This is a genomic window from Promicromonospora sp. CA-289599, assembly GCF_050936155.1.
Classification (GTDB): Bacteria; Actinomycetota; Actinomycetes; order Actinomycetales; family Cellulomonadaceae; genus Promicromonospora.
This window is the reverse complement of the sequence record NZ_JBNJNI010000001.1, coordinates 514152-532528: the sequence shown is the minus strand read 5'-3', so window position 1 is coordinate 532528 and position 18377 is coordinate 514152. Positions and strand designations below refer to the sequence as shown.

At 71.7% G+C, this 18377-nt stretch carries 15 protein-coding genes; 14 read left to right on the top strand and 1 reads right to left on the bottom strand.

The genetic code is table 11. The features are described from left to right. Window positions 1-35: 35 nt before the first annotated feature. The 6 genes from ACQEVI_RS02235 to ACQEVI_RS02210 all read left to right on the top strand — a co-directional run bounded on the left by ACQEVI_RS02235 (window position 36) and on the right by ACQEVI_RS02210 (window position 12185). Complete coding sequence (locus tag ACQEVI_RS02235) at window positions 36-1154, top strand: sugar ABC transporter substrate-binding protein (protein WP_432894209.1); 1119 nt, start codon at window positions 36-38, stop codon at window positions 1152-1154. Between the two features lie 98 nt (window positions 1155-1252). Continuing rightward, entirely contained in the window at window positions 1253-2200 is a 948-nt protein-coding gene (locus tag ACQEVI_RS02230; RefSeq protein WP_432894207.1) for an ABC transporter permease, read from the top strand. After that, the gene (locus ACQEVI_RS02225) at window positions 2197-3783 is read left to right on the top strand and encodes a sugar ABC transporter ATP-binding protein (protein WP_432894205.1); all 1587 of its coding nucleotides are present in this window, start codon (window positions 2197-2199) and stop codon (window positions 3781-3783) included. The genes ACQEVI_RS02230 and ACQEVI_RS02225 overlap by 4 nt, the downstream gene beginning before the upstream one ends. 2 nt (window positions 3784-3785) lie before the next feature. Beyond that, window positions 3786-4778 (top strand): ABC transporter permease, encoded by a 993-nt coding sequence (locus ACQEVI_RS02220; protein WP_432894203.1) that lies wholly within the window; start codon window positions 3786-3788, stop codon window positions 4776-4778. 63 nt (window positions 4779-4841) lie between these two features. Then, window positions 4842-6329 (top strand): aldehyde dehydrogenase family protein, encoded by a 1488-nt coding sequence (locus tag ACQEVI_RS02215; RefSeq protein ID WP_432894201.1) that lies wholly within the window; start codon window positions 4842-4844, stop codon window positions 6327-6329. Window positions 6330-6425: 96 nt separating this feature from the next. Further along, window positions 6426-12185, top strand: a complete 5760-nt coding sequence (locus ACQEVI_RS02210) for a LamG-like jellyroll fold domain-containing protein (protein WP_432894199.1) — start codon at window positions 6426-6428, stop codon at window positions 12183-12185. Between the two features lie 67 nt (window positions 12186-12252). On the opposite strand, the gene ACQEVI_RS02205 is transcribed toward ACQEVI_RS02210, so the two are convergent. Further along, window positions 12253-12477, bottom strand: a complete 225-nt coding sequence (locus ACQEVI_RS02205) for a tautomerase family protein (RefSeq protein WP_432894197.1) — start codon at window positions 12475-12477, stop codon at window positions 12253-12255. 191 nt (window positions 12478-12668) lie between these two features. Between ACQEVI_RS02205 and ACQEVI_RS02200 the strand changes: the two genes are divergently transcribed. The 8 genes from ACQEVI_RS02200 to ACQEVI_RS02165 all read left to right on the top strand — a co-directional run bounded on the left by ACQEVI_RS02200 (window position 12669) and on the right by ACQEVI_RS02165 (window position 18358). Continuing rightward, window positions 12669-13280 carry a YcnI family copper-binding membrane protein gene (locus ACQEVI_RS02200; RefSeq protein ID WP_432894195.1) on the top strand — a complete coding sequence of 204 codons (612 nt, stop codon included), beginning with the start codon at window positions 12669-12671 and terminating at the stop codon, window positions 13278-13280. Further along, on the top strand, window positions 13277-14923 hold the full coding sequence (locus tag ACQEVI_RS02195; protein ID WP_432894193.1) for a copper resistance protein CopC: 1647 nt from the start codon (window positions 13277-13279) through the stop codon (window positions 14921-14923). The genes ACQEVI_RS02200 and ACQEVI_RS02195 overlap by 4 nt, the downstream gene beginning before the upstream one ends. A 69-nt stretch (window positions 14924-14992) precedes the next feature. Next, on the top strand, window positions 14993-15823 hold the full coding sequence (locus tag ACQEVI_RS02190) for a MerR family transcriptional regulator (protein ID WP_432894191.1): 831 nt from the start codon (window positions 14993-14995) through the stop codon (window positions 15821-15823). Window positions 15824-15892: 69 nt separating this feature from the next. After that, window positions 15893-16750 (top strand): alpha/beta fold hydrolase, encoded by an 858-nt coding sequence (locus tag ACQEVI_RS02185; RefSeq protein ID WP_432894189.1) that lies wholly within the window; start codon window positions 15893-15895, stop codon window positions 16748-16750. A 77-nt stretch (window positions 16751-16827) separates the two neighbouring features. Continuing rightward, the gene (locus ACQEVI_RS02180) at window positions 16828-17334 is read left to right on the top strand and encodes a DUF2975 domain-containing protein (RefSeq protein WP_432894187.1); all 507 of its coding nucleotides are present in this window, start codon (window positions 16828-16830) and stop codon (window positions 17332-17334) included. Beyond that, window positions 17334-17561: a helix-turn-helix domain-containing protein gene (locus ACQEVI_RS02175; RefSeq protein ID WP_432894185.1), complete on the top strand. Its 228-nt coding sequence runs from the start codon at window positions 17334-17336 to the stop codon at window positions 17559-17561. The genes ACQEVI_RS02180 and ACQEVI_RS02175 overlap by 1 nt, the downstream gene beginning before the upstream one ends. 138 nt (window positions 17562-17699) lie before the next feature. Next, a complete protein-coding gene (locus tag ACQEVI_RS02170; protein WP_432894183.1) occupies window positions 17700-17936 on the top strand; it encodes a FitA-like ribbon-helix-helix domain-containing protein in 237 nt (78 codons plus the stop codon). After that, window positions 17936-18358 carry a type II toxin-antitoxin system VapC family toxin gene (locus ACQEVI_RS02165; RefSeq protein ID WP_432894182.1) on the top strand — a complete coding sequence of 141 codons (423 nt, stop codon included), beginning with the start codon at window positions 17936-17938 and terminating at the stop codon, window positions 18356-18358. Before ACQEVI_RS02170 ends, ACQEVI_RS02165 begins: the two co-directional genes overlap by 1 nt. Window positions 18359-18377 lie beyond the last annotated feature (19 nt).

Sequence of the window (18377 nt, the reverse complement as noted above, 5' to 3'; positions counted from 1 at the left end):
CGGTCACCGGCACAGAACGAAACAGAGGAACGACAATGAAGTTCACCTCTCGACACACCACCGCTCGACACAGCACCGCCCGGCACGCGGCCGCCGTCATCGGCGTCGCCCTGGCGGCCGCCACCCTCACGGGCTGCACCGAACAGGCCGGCGGTGGCGCTGCCGCCGGCGGGGACGGCGCCGCCGCCTGCGACCCCGCGGACGTGACCCTGGTCGGCCAGGTCCGCAACGAGTCCAACCCCTACGAGGCCGCCTGGCTGGACGGCGGCGACGCGTTCGCCGAGCAGGTCGGCCTCACCCAGGAGCGCCTGACCTACGACGGCGACTCGACGCGCCAGCAGGAGCAGATCAGCCAGCTGCTCGCGGGCGACACCGAGTGCCTCGTCATGAACATCCTGCCCAACGGCGACTCCGACACCCCGCCCATCGTGGAGGGGGCCGAGGAGGCGGGCGCCTACCTCGTCACCCAGTGGAACAAGCCGGCCGACCTGAACGTCACCGACTACGACCGGTGGCTGTCCCACATCACCTACGACGGCGTGGAGTCGGGCAAGCAGATCGGCGACGCGCTGGCCGAGGCCATCGGCGGCTCGGGCGGCATCGTGGCCCTGCAGGGCATCCTGGACACCGGCGCCGCCAAGGACCGGTTCGCCGGGCTCGAGGAGTCTCTCGCGGCCAACACGGACGTCGAGCTGCTCGACGACCAGACCGCCAACTTCTCCCGCGCGGAGGCGCTGGAGGTGACCAAGACGCTGCTCACCAAGCACGGCGACGATGTCAAGGGCATCTGGGCCGCGAACGACGACATGGCGCTCGGCGCGCTCGAGGCGCTGCAGCAGGCCGGCCGTGACGACGTCGCGGTGGTCGGCATCGACGCCGTGCCGGACGCGCTCACCGCGATCCAGGACGGCACCATGACGGCGACCGTCTCCAGCGACGGCCCGTGGCAGGGCGGTATCGGCCTCGCCATCGGCTACTGCGTGGCCACCGGCGAGCTCGCCGCCGAGGACATCGCCGACGAGGACCGCGCCTGGTTCGCCGAGCAGTTCCTCATCGGGCAGGACAACGTCGCCGACTTCGTCTCCCCGGAGGTCAGCGCGGACGACTTCGCCTGCGACAACCTCTTCAGCCGGTCGCAGGGCGCGATCTCGTGACCATGGCACCCCCCACCGAGACAGGCACAGGGGCCGGCGCAGGGGCCGGCACAGAAGTCGGCACCGACCCTGCGCAGCGCCCCCGGCCTCGGCGGGGGGTGTCACTGCGGGACGCCGGTCCGCCGATCGCCCTGGTCGTGATCTTCGGCGTCTTCGCAGTCCTCAGCCCTGACTTCCGGACCGTCTCGAACGTGCAGAACGTCCTGGACGCCGCGGCGGTGCTCGCGGTCGTGACCTGCGGCATCAGCTTCGTGCTGATGATGGGGTCGATCGACCTGTCCGCACCCGGCATCATGGGGGCGGCCGCGATCACGGTCGCCCTCCTGGCGGCCAACAACCGCAACGACAACGACCTGGGGCTGCTCGCGGTCGCCGTCGCCGTCCTCCTGGCTGCCGCCCTCGGCTGTCTCAGCGGGCTCGCTCTGGTCGTGCTGAAGGTGCCGTCGTTCATGACGACCCTCGGCATCTCCGCGGTGGGTCTCGGCCTGGCCACCCTCATGTTCGCGGGGGTGCAGCCCAACGTCTCCGACCCGATGCTCGAGGGCTGGGCGGTCGAGCGGTTCCTGGGCCTGGCCCGCCTGACGTGGATCGCGCTGGCCTGCGTGCTCGTGGGCTGGCTCGTGCAGCGCTACACGCGCCTGGGCCGGTACGCGTTCGCGATCGGCGGCGCCGAAGAGGTGCTGGCGCTGTCCGGCGTGCGGGTCGCGCCGTACAAGGTGGCGGTCTTCACGATGGCCGGTGCGTTCTACGGCCTCGCCGGCGTGCTGGTCACGAGCCAGCTCGGCGCGGGGCTCGTCCAGGCAGGCCGGGGCTACGACTTCTCTGCCATCACCGCCGCCGTCGTCGGTGGCACGCTGCTCATCGGCGGCCGCGGCGGCATCCTGCACTCCACCGTCGGGGTGCTGCTCGTGACCGTCCTCACCAACGGCCTGGTCCAGGTAGGGGTGAGCCCCTACTGGCAGGGCGGGGTCCAGGGCCTCATCGTCGTCGCGGCCGTCGCGGCCGCCGTCATCCCACAGCGTCGTAGGAACCAGGTGACCAAATGACCACCGACCTGCAGGCCCAGCCCGAGCCGAGGACACCGGCACCCGTGCCCGCGCTCGAGGTGCGCGGCCTGGTCAAGCACTACCCGGGCGTCAAGGCGCTCGACGGCGTCGACCTGGTCGTGCGCCAGCACGAGGTGCTCGGCCTGGCCGGCGAGAACGGCGCGGGCAAGTCCACGCTGCTCAAGGCCCTGGTCGGCCTGGTGCGGCCGGACGGCGGCGAGATCTGGGTGCGCGGCGAGAAGGTGCGGCTGCGGAGCATCATGGACGCCGCCGACCACGGCATCGGCATGGTGTTCCAGGAGCAGTCGCTGGTGCCCAACCTCACCGCCGCCGAGAACATAGTGCTCGGCAGCGAGGGGCCCGGCGTGCGCCGCGGCGTCTACCGCTGGAGCACGATGCGCAGGCTCGCGCAGGAACAGCTCGACAAGATCGGGTCGCACATCGACCCCCTCGCCCGCACCGACACCCTGAGCTTCGCCGACCGGCAGATGGTCGAGATCGCCAAGGTGCTCCGCATCGAGGAGCGCACGTCCCACCCGCCGGTGATCATCCTCGACGAGCCCACCTCGGTGCTGGAGTCGAAGGAGATCGAGACCCTGTTCACCCAGGTGCGCAGGCTGCGCGAGTTCGCGTCGGTCGTCTTCGTCTCGCACCGGCTCGACGAGGTGCTCGACGTCTGCGACCGCGTGGCAGTGCTGCGCGGCGGCCGGTCGGTGGGGGAGCTGCCCGCCGCGGACGCCGCCCCGGCCGAGCTGCACCGCATGATGATCGGCTCCACCGGGTCCGACGACCACTACCACGGCGGGGCCGCCGAGGGGTCGCACGAGGGGGCCGACGAGCGCTCGGACGAACCCCGCAGGCCCCGCCTCGTGGTCCGCGGCCTGACCGGCAAGACCTTCCGCGACGTCGACCTCGACGTGCACGCGGGCGAGATCGTCGGCATCGTCGGCGTCCACGGCTCGGGCCGCGAGGACGTGTGCCGGGCGCTGTTCGGCGCCGAGCCCACCACGGCGGGCGAGGTGGTGCTCGACGGCGAGCGGCTCGACCTGTCCGGCACCCGCGCGGCCTGCGCCGCCGGCGTCGGCTACGTGCCGGCCGAGCGCAAGACCGAGGGCATGGTGGGTCCGATGTCGGTGGCCGACAACATGACCCTCACCAAGCAGCAGGCGCGCTGCACCGGCCCCGTGGTGCGGCCGCGCAAGCAGGCCACGCTGGTGGACAGGTGGATCGAGCGGCTCTCGATCCGCACCCCGCACCGGGGCACCGCGATCCAGCGCCTGTCGGGCGGCAACCAGCAGAAGGTGGTGCTGGCCCGCTGGCTGGTGGCCGGCGACGTCCGCCTGCTGCTGCTCGACCACCCGACCCGCGGGCTCGACATCGGGGCCCGCTCGGAGGTGTACCGCCTGATGCGGGAGCTCGCGGCCGGCGGCGTCGCCACGGTGCTGCTCGCCGACAGCCTCGAGGAGGCGATAGGGATGTCCGACCGGATCATCGTGATGAGCGACGGCCGGGCCACCACCGAGGTCGCCGCCCCCGCCGGGGGCAAGCCGACCCCGCTCGACCTCGTCAAGGAGATGGTCTGACCGTGTCCGCACCCGTCCTCACGACGCCGGCCCCCGACGCCGTCGTCCTGGCGCGCCCCACCCTCGGCCAGCGCCTGACGTCGTTCATGCCGGTCATCGCGCTCGTCGTGCTGCTGACAGCGCTGACGATCGCCGACCCCAGCTTCCTGACGCTGAACAGCCTCACCGCGGCGGTCCGCACCTCGGCGCCGCTCGTCGTGCTCGCGGCCGGTGCCACCCTGGTGGTCCTGTGCGGCGGCATCGACCTGTCGATCGCCGCGCTCTGCTCGCTCGCGACAGTCTTCTTCGCGCTGTGGCTGCCCGACCTCGGGGGGCTCACCACCGTCGCGATCATCGCGGCCACCGCCGCGATCGGGGCGCTGCAGGGCGTCACCCACGTGCTGCTCCGCATCCCCTCGTTCATCGTCACCCTGGGCGGCATGAGCATCTTCTCCGCGATCGCCCTGGTGATCTCCGACGCCGGGCCGATCCGGGTGGTCGACCGGGACACCACCAACTGGCTCACCCTCTACGTGGGCGGCGTGGTGCCGATGGCGTTCGTGGTCGCGCTGGTGGTCGTCGCGGTCATCTCGCTGGTGCTCCGGCTCACCCCGCTCGAGACCTGGGTCCGCGCCACCGGCTACTCCGAGTCGGCGGCCCGGCTGGGCGGTGCGCCGGTCGACCTGGTCAAGGTCGCCGCGTTCACCGTCTCCGGTGCGTGCGCCGGCCTGGCCGCCGTCATGCTGGTCTCCCGGAACTTCAGCGGCAGCCCGTCGATGGCCGACAACCTGCTGCTGCCGGCGGTCGCTGCCATCGTGGTGGGCGGGACCGCCATCACCGGCGGCCACGGCTCGCTGTGGCGCAGCCTCGCCGGTGCGCTCGTGGTGACGCTGCTCCGGGTCGGGCTGCCGATCGTCGGCGTCCCGTCGGCCTGGGAGCAGATCCTCTACGGCGCGATCATCGTCGCCGCCGTCGCGCTCACCCTCGACCGATCGAAGGTCCTGATCATCAAGTAGCCGCGCCGCCATGTCTCAGCCCCACGAACGACCTCGAACCCTAGAAAACCACGGAAGGCTCTCATGTCCGAGAATCCCCAGCTCCTGCCCGCCGTCTCCTCCTTCCTCTCCTCGCCCCGGCAGCTGCTGATCGACGGCGAATGGGTGGACGCCAAGGACGGCCAGACCTTCGCGACGGTCAACCCCGCGACGGCGGAGGTCCTCGTCCACGTCGCCCAGGCCTCCGCGGTCGACGCCGACCGGGCGGTCGTGGCCGCGCGCAACGCGTTCGAGTCGGGCCCCTGGTCGACGATGACCCCGCGCGACCGCTCGCACCTGCTGTGGCGTATCGGCGACATGATCGACGAGCGCACCGAGGAGTTCGCGCAGCTCGAGTCGCTCGACAACGGCAAGAGCCTCGCGTCCGCGCGGGGCGACGTCGGCGTGGCCGCCGAGCTGTTCCGGTACTTCGCGGGCTGGGCCACCAAGATGGAGGGCACGACGATCCCGATGTCGGTGCCCGGCCGCGACTTCCACGCCTACACCCGCCGCGAGGCGATCGGCGTCGTCGCGGGCATCGTGCCGTGGAACTTCCCGCTGACCATGGCGGCGTTCAAGATCGTCCCGTCCATCACGGCGGGCAACACGATCGTGCTCAAGCCGGCCGAGCAGACCCCGCTCACCGCGCTCCGGCTCGGCGAGTTGCTGCTGGAGGCCGGCGTCCCGGCCGGTGTCGTCAACATCCTGCCCGGGTTCGGGGACGCGGGCGCGGCGCTGGTCGACCACCCCGGCGTCGACAAGGTCGCCTTCACGGGCAGCACCGAGGTGGGCAAGAAGATCGCCGCCGGCGCGTCGAAGAACCTCAAGAAGGTGTCGCTGGAGCTCGGCGGCAAGGCGCCCAACATCATCTTCGCGGACGCCGACCTCGACGCCGCGATCGCCGGCGCCGCGCTGGCCGGCTACTTCAACGAGGGCCAGTGCTGCGTCAACGGCTCGCGCCTGTACGTCCAGCGTGAGGTGTTCGACCAGGTGATCGAGGGTGTCGCCGCGGCGGCCAGGGCCATCAAGGTCGGAGACGCGTTCGACCCGGCGACCACGATGGGGCCGCTCGTCTCGCAGGAGCAGCACGAGAAGGTCATGGGCTACGTCCGCGGGGCGGTGGCCGACGGCGCCACGCTCGCCGCGGGCAGCGCCGACCCGGCCGCCGAGAACGGCTACTTCTTCGCGCCGACCCTCATCACCGGTGTCACCGAGCAGATGGCCGTCCAGACCGACGAGATCTTCGGACCCGTCATCACCGCCATCCCGTTCGACACCGAGGACGAGGTCGTCGCGGCGGCCAACAACACGGTCTACGGCCTGGCGGCAGGCGTGTGGTCGCGCGACCTCAGCACCGCCCACCGGGTCGGGAGCAAGCTGCGGGCCGGCACGGTCTGGCTCAACACCTGGCACGCGGACGACGTCACCCTCCCGCGGGGCGGCTTCAAGCAGTCCGGCTGGGGCCGCGAGCTGGGGTCGTTCGGCCTGGACGACTACACGGAGCTGAAGACGGTCATCGCAGAGCTGCGCTGACCGTGCGTCGCGGTCCGGGCGGCCGGCCTTCCACGGGCCGGCCGCCCGGGTCGCCGTCATACCCCCACACAACCACGTGCGAAAAGGGATTCAACGATGAACCTGTTGCGCAGACCTGACCTGCGGCGCCCCGCGCGCCGCCCCCGCCGGGCGCCCGCGCGCCTGACGGCCATGCTGGCCGCCCTCGCGGTGGCCCTACCCCTCGCGAGCGGCGTGGCGCAGGCCGCCCCCGACACGTCCGCGCAGGCCGCCGTCGGCTCCGTCGACGATGGAGTCCTGCGCGTCCTGCTGTTCTACAAGCCCAACTTCCACGCCTCCCACGTCCAGGCCCGCCAGGCCATCCGCGACCTCGTCACGGACCTGGGCGTCGAGTACGACCAGCCGGTCGAGATCCAGGAGACCGAGGACCCCGCCGCCTTCACCACGGAGAACCTCGCGACCAAGGACACGGTCGCCTTCGCCCAGACCGGAGGCGTCCTGTTCAACGTGGCCCAGCGTGCGGCGCTCGAGGCCTACATCCGCGGCGGCGGCGGGTACATGGGCCTGCACTACGCGGGCTGGTCGGTCGGGCAGAGCGAGCACGACGTGAACCCGTTCTACGCCCGGCTCGTGGGCGCGATGTCCGAGGGACACCCCGAGAACCCCGCGGTCCGCCCGGGCCGGGTGGTGGTCAAGGACGCCGCGCACCCGCTGACCCAGGGGCTGCCCGCCGACTTCACGCGCAGCGACGAATGGTACGACTGGCTGGTCAACCCCGCGCCCAACGTGCGCACCCTGCTGAACGCCGACGAGTCGTCGTACGGCGGCGGCAACAACGGCACCAACCACCCGATCACCTGGTGTCAGGAGATCGACGAGGGCCGCTCCTGGTACTCCGGGATGGGACACGAGGGCTCGGCGTACTCCGAGGCCCCGATCCGCACGCAGATGAAGAACGGCCTGGCCTACTCCTCGGGCCTGCTGCCGGCCGACTGCTCGCCCCCGGACAAGTCCGAGCAGGGCTCCTGGAGCGGCGTCACGCCCTGGCCGCTGGTCCCGATCAACGCGGCGCTGACGTCCGACGGCAAGGTCCAGTCGTTCGGCAGCGTCTCGTCGGGCTGCACCGACAGCACGCCCTACGACTTCGGCGGCAACTCGTGCGTCACGCAGGGCGGCCAGATGGAGATCGACGTCTGGGACCCGGCGGAGCCGCGCACCACCGCGAACGTGAGCGACAACGTCGTCACGAACTCGACCTACACCGACCTGTTCTGCTCGATGCAGGTGCAGATGCCGCACCGGCGGGCCACGATGACCGTCGGCGGCGACGACAGCCTGGGCGGCAACGCGCCCAACGACGGGTCGCTCGGTGTCACCAGCTACACGACGAACCAGGGCCTGCGCACCGAGGCCCCGATGAACTTCCCGCGCTGGTACCCCACGGGGACCACGCTGCCCGACGGCTCCGTCGTCGTCCAGGGCGGCAGCCTCAAGGGCGGCCCCGGTGGCCCCGGCGTGCTGACCCCGGAGATCTACACCCCGGACGAGGGCAGCTCCTGGAAGCTGCTGGAGGGCGCCACCAGCGCCGCCGCGTACGGCGACGGCGGCAACGGCAACGGACCCGACGAGAACCGCTGGTGGTACCCGCGCGCGTTCGTCGCGCCGGGCAGCGGCAACGTCTTCAACATCACCGGCACCCAGATGTACGAGCTCGACCCCTCGGGCGACGGCGAGATCACGCTCCGGGGCACCCTGCCCGCGGACGTCGCCAACCAGGGCGGGCTCGGCAACCCGGTGGGCGCCACGTCGACGGCGACCATGTACCGCCCGGGCAAGATCCTGCAGGTGGGCGGCGGCTGGTGGGCCAACGGCGGGGGACCGGCCGGTGCTCGCGCCGGCCTCACCGTCGACATCACCGGCGGCACCGACGCCCCGGTGGTCGAGGCGACCGAGCCGATGAAGCACCAGCGGCACTGGGCCACCTCCACGGTGCTGCCCGACGGCGACGTGATCGTCACGGGCGGCTCGCGGGACAACAACGGCAACGGCGGCTACGTCACCACCGCCGAGATCTGGGACCCCGACACCGGTGAGTGGACGGTGGTGGACGTGCCCTACGAGCACGCCCGGCTCTACCACTCGACGGCTCTGCTCCTGCCCGACGGCCGCCTGATGGTGGGCGGCGGCGGCACGCCGGGCCCGCGCAACTACACGGACGTGGAGTTCTACTCGCCGTCCTACCTCTTCGACGGCAACCAGCCGGCGGAGCGTCCTCAGGTCTCGGGCGTCCCGAAGAAGGTGGGCTACGACGGCACCTTCGACGTGCAGGCCGACGCCGGGGTCTCCCGCGTCACGCTGGTCCGCAACGGCTCGGTGACGCACGGGTTCAACAACGACCAGAACTTCCAGGACCTGGCGTTCGCCCAGGAGGGCGGCGACCTCACCATCGAGACGCCGGTCGACGGCACCTACGCCCCGCCCGGCGCGTACATGCTGTTCGTCTTCGACGAGGACGGCACGCCGTCGGTGGCCGACATCGTCCAGATCGACCCGACCGTCGAGATGGACGCCCGCGCCCCGCACCTGGTCGACCAGCTCGAGTACCCGCGCATCCCGGCCGAGTGGCGCTCCGCCAACCCGCCGGCAGTGGTGGACGTCGAGCCCGGCAACGGCCGGATGTCCCCGTGGGAGGTCGACAGCGAGGTCCAGCTGGTCCGCGCCGCGGCCTCCAGCCAGGGCGGCCTCGGCGCCACGGGCTATCACCTCGGTGTGGGCAGCGAGGGCAGCCTGACGCGCACGGTCAAGGGTCTCGACCCGGGGCGTGAGTACCGCCTCTCGCTGCGCTACGCCCGCGACAGCCGGTCCGCCGGCACCGCACCCGGCACGGCGGACCTCACTATCGGCGACCTGTCGACGACCCTGTCGGCAGCGCCGGACCTGTCGTCGCAGAGCAAGTTCGGCACGTACGTCGGCACCTTCACCGCGGGGGCCCGGTCGCAGGACCTGACCATCGCCGCCGGGGACTCCGGCGCGGGGGTCATGATCGACGACGTGGTGATCGTGGGCTCCGACCCGGGTGCCTCCGACGTCCCGGTCCACTACGAGTTCGAGGAGGGCACCGGGACCCGGGCCGCCAACAGCGGGACCGACACGGCGGTGGGCGCCGCCACCCTGACCGGCGCTACCGGCTGGAGCGAGAACGGCGTCTTCGGCGACGCGCTCGATCTGACGGGCGGCACCAACGCCAACGCGGCGGACCTGCCGGACAACCTGCTCCAGGGCGAGACGGACTTCACCACCTCGTTCTGGGTGCGGCCCGACACCAAGGCGAGCTGGATCGGTCTGTTCCACCTCGGGGACGGGCTCGCGGACGCGGGCAGCTTCTTCCAGATCCAGATGCAGACCAACGCCGCAGGGGCGACCGGGCTCGCGGCGACGTTCAAGGCCAAGGGCGCCGCGCTGCAGGAACGGGTCTACGCCACGCCGACCCGTGACGTGGTGGCCGGCGAGTGGAACCACGTCGCGTTCACCCGGCAGGGTGCGACCGGCACGCTCTACCTCAACGGCGACCCGATCGCGTCGCGCGACGACCTGACGATCGACATGTCCGACGTCGGGCCGACGGCCAACAACTGGCTGGGCCGCAACGGGTTCCCGGACCCGGCGTACGACGGCCTCATGGACGACGTCCGCGTCTACACCTCGACGCTCGGCGACGCCGAGATCGCCGCCCTGTACGACGACGGCACCGCGCTCGCCACGACCACCACGGTCACGGTCGAGCCGGTCTCCCCGTCGCCGTTCGCCGAGCCGGTGACCGTCACCGGAGCCTTCGCGGCCGCGAGCGGCGGAGCCCCGGCGGGCGTCGCCGAGCTGTGGGTCGACGGGGCCCGCGTGGGCGGTCAGGCCGACGTGGCCGCCGGGGCGGTGTCGTTCGCCGACGTCGCGCTCTCCCCGGGTGAGCACGACGTGCAGGTCCGCTTCCTCGCCGACGACGGGTGGCGCGACTCCGCGCAGACCGTCAAGCACACGGTCGAGCGACCGCCGCCCGGTGAGGGGACGCCGATCCACTACGCCTTCGACGAGGGCCAGGGCACGACGGCGGCCAACACCGGCCTGGACAGCTCCGTGGGGGCGGCGACGCTCGGCGGGTCTGCCGGCTGGACCCCGGACGGGCGGTTCGGTACGGGCATCAACCTGCCCGGCGGCGCGTCGGGTACGGGCAACCAGGTAGAGCTGCCGGACAACATCGACGCGGGCATGGACGACCAGTTCAGCGTGTCGATCTGGGCCCGTCCGGACGCCCTGCCCACGTGGGTGCCGCTGCTGCAGATCGGCAGCAGCACCGACACGTTCTTCCTGCTGCAGTCCAACACCCAGACCAGCGGGGCCACCGGCTTCGCCGCGACGTTCAAGGCGCCGGGCACCCCGGGCAGCGCCCAGGAGCGTCTGGTGCTGGGCCAGGGCAACGACCTCCCGCTCAACGAGTGGACGCACGTGGTGTTCACCCAGAGCGGGTCGGTCGGGAAGATCTACTTCGACGGCGAGCTGCAGGCCACGCGCGACGACTTCACCGTCAGCATCGGTGACATCGGCGTTGGCGGGCAGACGACGACGAACCTCATCGGCGGCACGAGCTGGCCGGACGCCCGCTGGGACGGCCTGGTCGACGACTTCCGGATGTTCGGGTACGAGCTGACCGCCGAACAGGTGGGCGACCTGCACGCCGGCCCGGCGTCGAACACGGCGCCGGTGGGCGCCGCAGACGCCTACGGCACCGTCGAGGACGAGCCGCTGTCCGTGGAGGCGCCGGGGCTCCTGGCGAACGACACCGACGTCGACGGCGACGACCTGACCGCTACCGGGCTCACGCAGCCGGCCAACGGTGAGGTCGCGCTGGAGGCCGACGGCTCGTTCACCTATACGCCCGACAGCGGGTACTTCGGGACGGACACGTTCACCTACAAGGCGTCCGACGGCGCGGCGACGTCGGCGGCGACGACCGTGACCATCACCGTCGAAGAGGGTGAGCAGCCGCCGGTCAACACGGCACCGGAGGCGGCGAACGACGCCTACGCGGCGGTGGGCGGGCAACCGCTCACGCTCCCGGCGCCGGGCGTGCTGGCCAACGACACCGATGCCGACGGCAACGTGCTGACCGCCACCGGGGTGACCCAGCCCGCCAACGGCGAGGTCACGCTGGAGGCGGACGGGTCCTTCACCTACACCTCCGACGCCGGGTTCTCCGGCAAGGACGTCTTCACCTACCGGGCCGACGACGGGGAAGACCTCTCCGCGGCGGCCACGGTGACCATCACGGTGAAGTCACCCGCGGTGACGGCGGTGGCCGGGGTGGCCCTGCCCATCACCTACGGCACGGCGGGCACGGTCTCGGTGGCGGTCTCACCGGACACGGCCACGGGCTCGGTCGAGCTGCGCAACGGCGACACCGAGCTCGCGACGGCCACGATCGGGGACGGACGGGCAACCCTCGTCCTGCCGGCCACCTCGCTCCGGCCGGGGGTCTACGACCTGACGCTGAGCTACGGGGGCGACGCCGACCACCGCGCGTCGTCGTCGAAGGTCCGGGTAGTGGTGGAGAAGGTGATGCCCACCATGGAGATCACGGCGAAGAAGGGCTCGAAGAAGAAGGCGGTCATCGACGTGTCGCTCACCGCGCCGCACGACGTCCGGGTGACCGGGCAGGTGCGGGTGGCGATCCAGGGCGGTCAGACACTCCTCGGGACGCTCGAGAACGGGAAGGTCCGTCTCGAGACGCCCCAGCCCAAGGGCAAGGACCTGACACTGACGGCGACCTACCTCGGCAGCGAGCTCGTGCTCGCGGCGGAGACCAGGGTGACGCTCAGGCTGAAGTAGAAGCAGCGTGGGCCCGGAGGACGAATCCTCCGGGCCCACGCTGTCCTACTTCTCTTCGAGTCGGACGTCAGTCGTCCGCGAGGGCGGCGACCACGCCCGCGCGGCTCTCGTCCTCGCTGGCGAGCACGCCGCCGTTGGCGACGATGTCGGGGGTGATCTCGCTGAAGACCATGCGGACGTCCTGGCGGCGGGCGCCCAGGATCTCGACGGCGTTCTCGGCGACTGCCTTGGCGAACTCGCGGCGCTGCTCGAGGGTGCGGCCGGCCAGCAGCTCGACGGTGATGTTGGGCATGTCTTCCCTCCGGAGGTGGTCGCCCCGCACACCACAACGTGTTCACGGGTGCGACCTTGGTTCATTGACATGAACCAAGGTACGCGCACCATGCAGTGCAGTCCATGATTTCTGGCCCTCAGTTCACACTCTTGACAGTGGTTCGACCCGCTGGTTTGGTGTGGGGGCCCCTCCACCTCTCGGGAGTCACCATGAATCGCACGACGGTCGTTCGCCGCGTGACCCTGTCCGGGCTCGCCGCCGTCGGCCTTGTGGCCCTCGGGGCGACGTCGGCGATGGCGCACGTGACCATCACCCCGTCCACCACCGCGGCGGGCGCGACGGCCGAGCTCCGGGTCGAGATCCCGCACGGGTGCGTCGGGTCGGCGACGACGGCGATCTCCATCCGGATGCCCGACGGCGTCTCGGACGTGACCGCCTCCGGTACCGACCGCTGGACGGTCGAGCAGGCAGCGGACGCCCTGACCTGGACGACCGACGAGCCGCTCCCGGACACCGAGCACGCAGAGGTCGAGTTCTCCGTGCGCCTGCCCGACGACGAGGGCGCGACGCTCGTCTTCCCGGTCATCCAGCAGTGCGAGCAGGGCGAGGCGGCCTGGACCGAGGTCGCCGAGCACGGGGAGGGCCACGACGGGCTCGAGAGACCGGCGCCCGTCCTCGTCGTGACGCCCGGCGAACCGGGGACCGAGAGCGCCGACGCCGAGGTGCGGAGTCCCGTGATCACCTACGGTGCGGCCGGCGTCCTGGCCGCGGGCGTCCTGGCGGGCGGGGCGGTCCTGCTGCGCCGTCGGCGACGCCCATGACGTCCCCGGGCGTGGGGCGGCGCACCGGCGGCTGGCTGCTCCTGCTCGCCGTCGTCTGCGCGCTGCTGCTCGGCCCGGCGGTCAGCGCCTCCGCCCACGCGACCCTGGTGCGCACCGACCCGGCGCACGGCGCGGTGCTGGAGACCGCGCCCGAGCGGATCACGTTCGGCTTCAACGAGTCCGTGATCGGCGTCCCGACGGGGATCAAGGTGTTCGACGCGACCGGGGAGGAGGTCGCCTCCACCGCCTCGGTGCACGGGTCGGAGCTCTTCGTGGACCTCGACGAGAAGGTCGGCGACGGCACGCTGGTGGTCGTCTGGCGCCTCGTGTCGGAGGACGGGCACCCGATCGGCGGCTCCCTGAGCTTCTCCGTCGGTGCCCCCAGCGACGTCGTGGACGTGCCGTCGGCCGACGCCGACGCGGTCACCGACGCGCCCTTCGCGCTCGGCCTGGTCCGCGGCCTGGGCTACGTGGGCCTCCTCGTGGCCGCCGGGGTGGCGGCCTTCACGGTCCTGTTCCTGCCGCGCGACGGCGGAGCCGACCGCTCGCGCTCCCGGCTTCGTCCGGTCGCCCGCGTCGCGGCCGGCGTCGCCGCGCTCGGCTGGGGGCTGGCCGTGCCGCTGGTCGCGCTGTACCAGCTGGGCGTGCCGGCCTCGGCGATCACCGAGGGCTCCACCTGGTCGGCGCTCGCGCCCGCCGAGTACGTCGTCCCCGCGGTTGTCGTGGCGGGGCTCGCGCTGGCTGCCGGGGCGCTCCCGGCGTCCGCCGCCCCCGGCAGGACCCGGGCGGGCCTCGTGCTGGCCGGCAGCGCCCTCGCGGTCACCGCGCCCGCGTTCACCGGGCACACGCGTGCCGCCACGCCAGAGGCCCTGGTGATCGGCGTGGACGTGCTGCACCTGGCCGCGGGAACCCTGTGGCTCGGCGGCCTCGTGGCGATCGCCCTCGTGCTCGGGGACCTCGCGCGCGGCGACTCCGGCGCCGTCGTGCTCGGCAGGTTCTCGGCCTGGGCCGCCGGGCTGCTCGCGGTGCTCGTGGTCGCCGGGACGGTCCTGGCCTGGCGGATCGCCGGGTCCTGGGACGCGCTCCTCGACTCCGGTTACGGTGCCCTGCTCCTCGTGAAGGTCCTCGCCGCGCTGGTCGCCGTCGGCATCGCCGCGTGGAACAGGTTCGCCTTGATGCCGCGCGTCCGGACGCGTTCCACCCCGCTGGTCAGGACGGCGCTCGCGGAGGCAGGGGTGCTGGTCGTGGTCCTGCTGGTCACCGGCTTCCTGGTGGACCGGAGCCCGGAGAGCGCCACGGCTGTCACGTCCGCCGAGGAGTCCGCCGCGAGCGCCGGGGAACCGGTGGTGCTGGGCCAGATCTCGGCGCGGATCGCCCTGGACCCGCCGGCCGTCGGGCCGGCCACCCTCACCATCACGATGACCGACGCGCTCGGGGAGCCCGCCGAGGGCTACGAGGCGCCGCGGCTCAGCCTGAAGTCCGGCGAGGTGGACCTCGGAGAGGTGCAGGTCGCCTCGCTCGGGCCGGGCGTCTACGCCGGCGAGGTGGTGCTGCCGACCGGGGGCGAGTGGGAGGTGCAGGTGTCCCTGCGCACGACGGAGTTCGACAACCCGGTGCGGACGGTGACGTTCAACGTCCCCTGAGCTGGTTCCGTGAGCGGGTTCGAGCCCCCCGCTTGACCTTGTGGCTGCTGCAACCTCGATCCTGGAGTCATGCTCACCATCAGCGACTTCAGCGAGATGTGCTACCTGTCGCCCCAGACCCTGCGCTACTACCACTCCGAGGGACTGCTGGTCCCGGCCGACGTCGACCCGCAGACCGGCTACCGCTCGTACACGTTCGACCAGGTCGAACAGGCGATGCTGGTCACGATCCTGCGCGGCACGGGGATGAGCGTCAAGCTCGTGCGGCGGGCCCTCGACGAGCCGGGCGAGGCACCCGCGCTGCTGCGGGAGCACGCCGCCGAGGTGGCGGCCCAGCGGCAGCTCCAGGACGAGGCGATCAGCGACGCGCGAGAGCTCGTCGGCTCGCGGCCGGAGGCGCGCCTGCGGCAGGTCCCTGAGGCCACCGTGGTGTCGCGGCTGGTGACGGTCGAGGCCGGGCCCGACCGGTACGACTGGGCGGCGGCCGAGGCCACGCTCGCCGCCGCCCTCGACGATCTGGTCGCGACCGTCGAGTCGGGCGGCGGCGTCGTCTCCGGAACGCCCTGGCGTGGCTGGACGCGCGGGACCGAGGAGCAGCGGCAGGGTGCCGACGGGCCGCCCTGGCTGGTGACCGTGCCCGTCGAGGCCACCGCGGTGGCGCTGGCAGCCCTGCCTGACGACGTGGTGGTGCACACCTTCGAGGCCCGCGAGGAGCTGGCGATCTTCCTTCCGGGCAAGAGCTCGATGGCCAAGTTCGCCACCGCGATGTCCCGCCTGACGACGTATCCCCTCGACGCCGCCTACGTCGACTTCTCCCGGATGCGCCAGGTGCTGCACGACGACGGCGTCGAGACGGCGATGGCCGTCCGGCAGCTCGAGGACGCCGACCTGGCCGGATGATTCTTCGTTGAATGAGCCCAGGGGCTGTGTCAGGGTGAAATCGACGCCCACGCGAAAGGATCAATGCACATGGACCGGCTCGGTGACGACTCCTGGGAGCTGCCGGAGGTATTCGAGTACGAGGGACAGCCCGTGCGCTGGCACGCGATCGGCACGGGCGAACCGCTGGTGCTGCTGCACGGCACCCCGTTCTCCTCCGTCGTGTGGCGGCGCATCGCCCCGCTCCTCGCGCGACGGCGTCGGGTGTACTACTACGACCTCCTCGGCTACGGACGCTCGCACAAGGAGGACGGCCAGGACGTCTCGCTCGGTGTGCAGAACCGGCTCTTCGACAGTCTGCTGACGCACTGGGAGCTGGAGCGCCCCGACGTCGTCGCACACGACTTCGGCGGCGCGACCGCGCTGCGCACCCACCTGCTGGACGGGCGCGACTACCGGACGCTCACCCTGATCGATCCCGTGGCGCTCAGCCCCCACGGGTCGCCGTTCGTGCAGACCGCCCGTCGGCACGAGCAGGCCTTCGTCGAGCTGCCGGCCTACATCCACGACGCGCTCCTGCGCGCCTACGTCGCCGGGGCCGTGCACCGCTCGCTGTCGGAGGAGGAGATGCTCCGCTACACCGCGCCGTGGACGGGTGAGGTCGGTCAGGCGGCGTTCTACCGTCAGATCGCCCAGATGCGGGACGAGTACACCGACGAGATCCAGGACCGCTACGACGAGATGCGCTGCCCCGTCACGATCCTGTGGGGCGAGCAGGACGGGTGGGTGCCGCTGGACCGCGGGCGGGAGCTGGCGCGGCGCATCCCGGGCGCTGCCTTCCACACCGTGGCGTACGCCGGGCACCTCGTCCCGGAGGACGCGCCGGAGGCAGTCGTGGCGACGGTGCTCGAGGCCCTCGGTGAGCGCTCCTCAGCGAATCTCGGCTGAACGGCCCACACCCTAGCGCGACAGGAATCTATCGTTATACGATAGTTTTCCGCTGGCAATCGATAGGGGTGGTGGTCGTGAACGTTCTTGCGACAGGCCTGCTGAGAGCGGTCCTCGTCTTCATGTTCCTGGGTCTCCTCATGGCCCAGCTGTGGGTGCTCCCCGACATCTCGAGGTCCCTCGCGGTCCAGTACCCGGAGGCGGCGCACCTTCGTTCGCCGACCCTGGTGACCGCGAGCCTTGCTCTGGTGGCTGCTCAGCTGGTCCTCGTCTGCGTGTGGCGGCTGCTCACCCTGGTGCGCCGCGACACCGTCTTCTCGCCGGAGGGCTTCCGCTGGGTCGACGTGATCATCGGTGCCGCCGGAGGTGCCGGCGTGCTGGCGCTCGGCCTCCTGCTCTGGCTGACCTGGCAGACCACGCAGACCGGCCTGCAGCCGGGCATCGCCCTCCTGCTGCTCGGAAGCGCGGTGCTCGCTGCGGGTATCGCACTCCTCGTCGGTGTCCTGCGCTCCCTCCTCGCGAAAGCCGTCGGCCTGAAGGGCGAAGCGACCACCCTGCGAGCCGAGCTCGATGAAGTGGTCTGATGCCGATCATCATCGAGATCGACGTCATGCTCGCGCGCCGCAAGATGTCGGTGGGGGAGCTCGCCGAGCGGATAGGGATCACGCCCGCCAACCTCGCCGTCCTGAAGAACGGCCGTGCCAAGGCTGTCCGGTTCACCACGCTCGACGCCCTGTGTACCGTCCTCGACTGCCAACCGGGTGATCTGATCCGCCAGGTGCCGGACGGCGCCACCGACGCGGAGGCCTGAGACTCGGCAGCGACCTGACCTATGGGGTATGGGGTCCGTGGTAGGGAACGCCCGGCGCACCAGCCGGCTAGGCCGGCCCGGAGGTCTGATCGGTGAGCCTTGACCGGCGCGATATCATTGAGTCGATATCGTCTGGAGGTGGTCATCTTGGAACAGATCCTTATTCGCAATCTCCCCGCTGGAACCAAGGCGGTCCTGAGCGAGCGTGCCGCCCGGCACCACCGGTCGATGGAGGCCGAGGCTCGCGCGATCGTGGAGGAAGCGCTCATCGCTGAACCGACGAGCATCGTCGACTACCTCGCCATGCCGGAGAGTGACGACATCGACTTCGAGCCCGAGCGTCTGGGTCTGACCGCCCGCACCGCCGAGCTCTGATGTACGTCCTGGACACCAACGTCATCTCCGCCCTGCGCCGGCCCGACCGCGAACCTCTGGTCGCAGACTGGGCGCGCACCGTCCCGCTGGTCGACCAGTACATAACGGCGTTGACCGTCGCGGAGATCGAGCGCGGCGTCGTCCGCAAGGAGCAGACAGACCCCGCCCAGGGGGCGATCCTGCGGCGATGGCTCGCGGAGCGCGTCCTGCCCGGCTTCGCCGGCCGCGTCCTCCCGTTCGACCTGCCCGCCGCACGGATCCTTGCCCGCTACCCCGTCCCGGAGCACGCCCCTTACGACGACGCCCAGATCGCGGCCGTCGCCGAGGCACACGGGATGACCGTGGTCACCCGTAACCTCCGCCACTTCACGCCCCTGGGCGTTCGGGTGTTCTGCCCGTGGGTGCAGCCACCCAGAACGTAGACGCACCCCGAGGGACACA

Bases quoted from the DNA above. Each gene is read 5' to 3' on its own strand.
- ACQEVI_RS02235 (WP_432894209.1), top strand. From the start codon at position 36: ATGAAGTTCACCTCTCGACACACCACCGCTCGACACAGCACCGCCCGG.
- ACQEVI_RS02225 (WP_432894205.1), top strand. From the start codon at position 2,197: ATGACCACCGACCTGCAGGCCCAGCCCGAGCCGAGGACACCGGCACCC.
- ACQEVI_RS02215 (WP_432894201.1), top strand. From the start codon at position 4,842: ATGTCCGAGAATCCCCAGCTCCTGCCCGCCGTCTCCTCCTTCCTCTCC.
- ACQEVI_RS02210 (WP_432894199.1), top strand. From the start codon at position 6,426: ATGAACCTGTTGCGCAGACCTGACCTGCGGCGCCCCGCGCGCCGCCCC.
- ACQEVI_RS02205 (WP_432894197.1), bottom strand. From the start codon at position 12,477: ATGCCCAACATCACCGTCGAGCTGCTGGCCGGCCGCACCCTCGAGCAG.
- ACQEVI_RS02200 (WP_432894195.1), top strand. From the start codon at position 12,669: ATGAATCGCACGACGGTCGTTCGCCGCGTGACCCTGTCCGGGCTCGCC.
- ACQEVI_RS02195 (WP_432894193.1), top strand. From the start codon at position 13,277: ATGACGTCCCCGGGCGTGGGGCGGCGCACCGGCGGCTGGCTGCTCCTG.
- ACQEVI_RS02190 (WP_432894191.1), top strand. From the start codon at position 14,993: ATGCTCACCATCAGCGACTTCAGCGAGATGTGCTACCTGTCGCCCCAG.
- ACQEVI_RS02185 (WP_432894189.1), top strand. From the start codon at position 15,893: ATGGACCGGCTCGGTGACGACTCCTGGGAGCTGCCGGAGGTATTCGAG.
- ACQEVI_RS02175 (WP_432894185.1), top strand. From the start codon at position 17,334: ATGCCGATCATCATCGAGATCGACGTCATGCTCGCGCGCCGCAAGATG.
- ACQEVI_RS02165 (WP_432894182.1), top strand. From the start codon at position 17,936: ATGTACGTCCTGGACACCAACGTCATCTCCGCCCTGCGCCGGCCCGAC.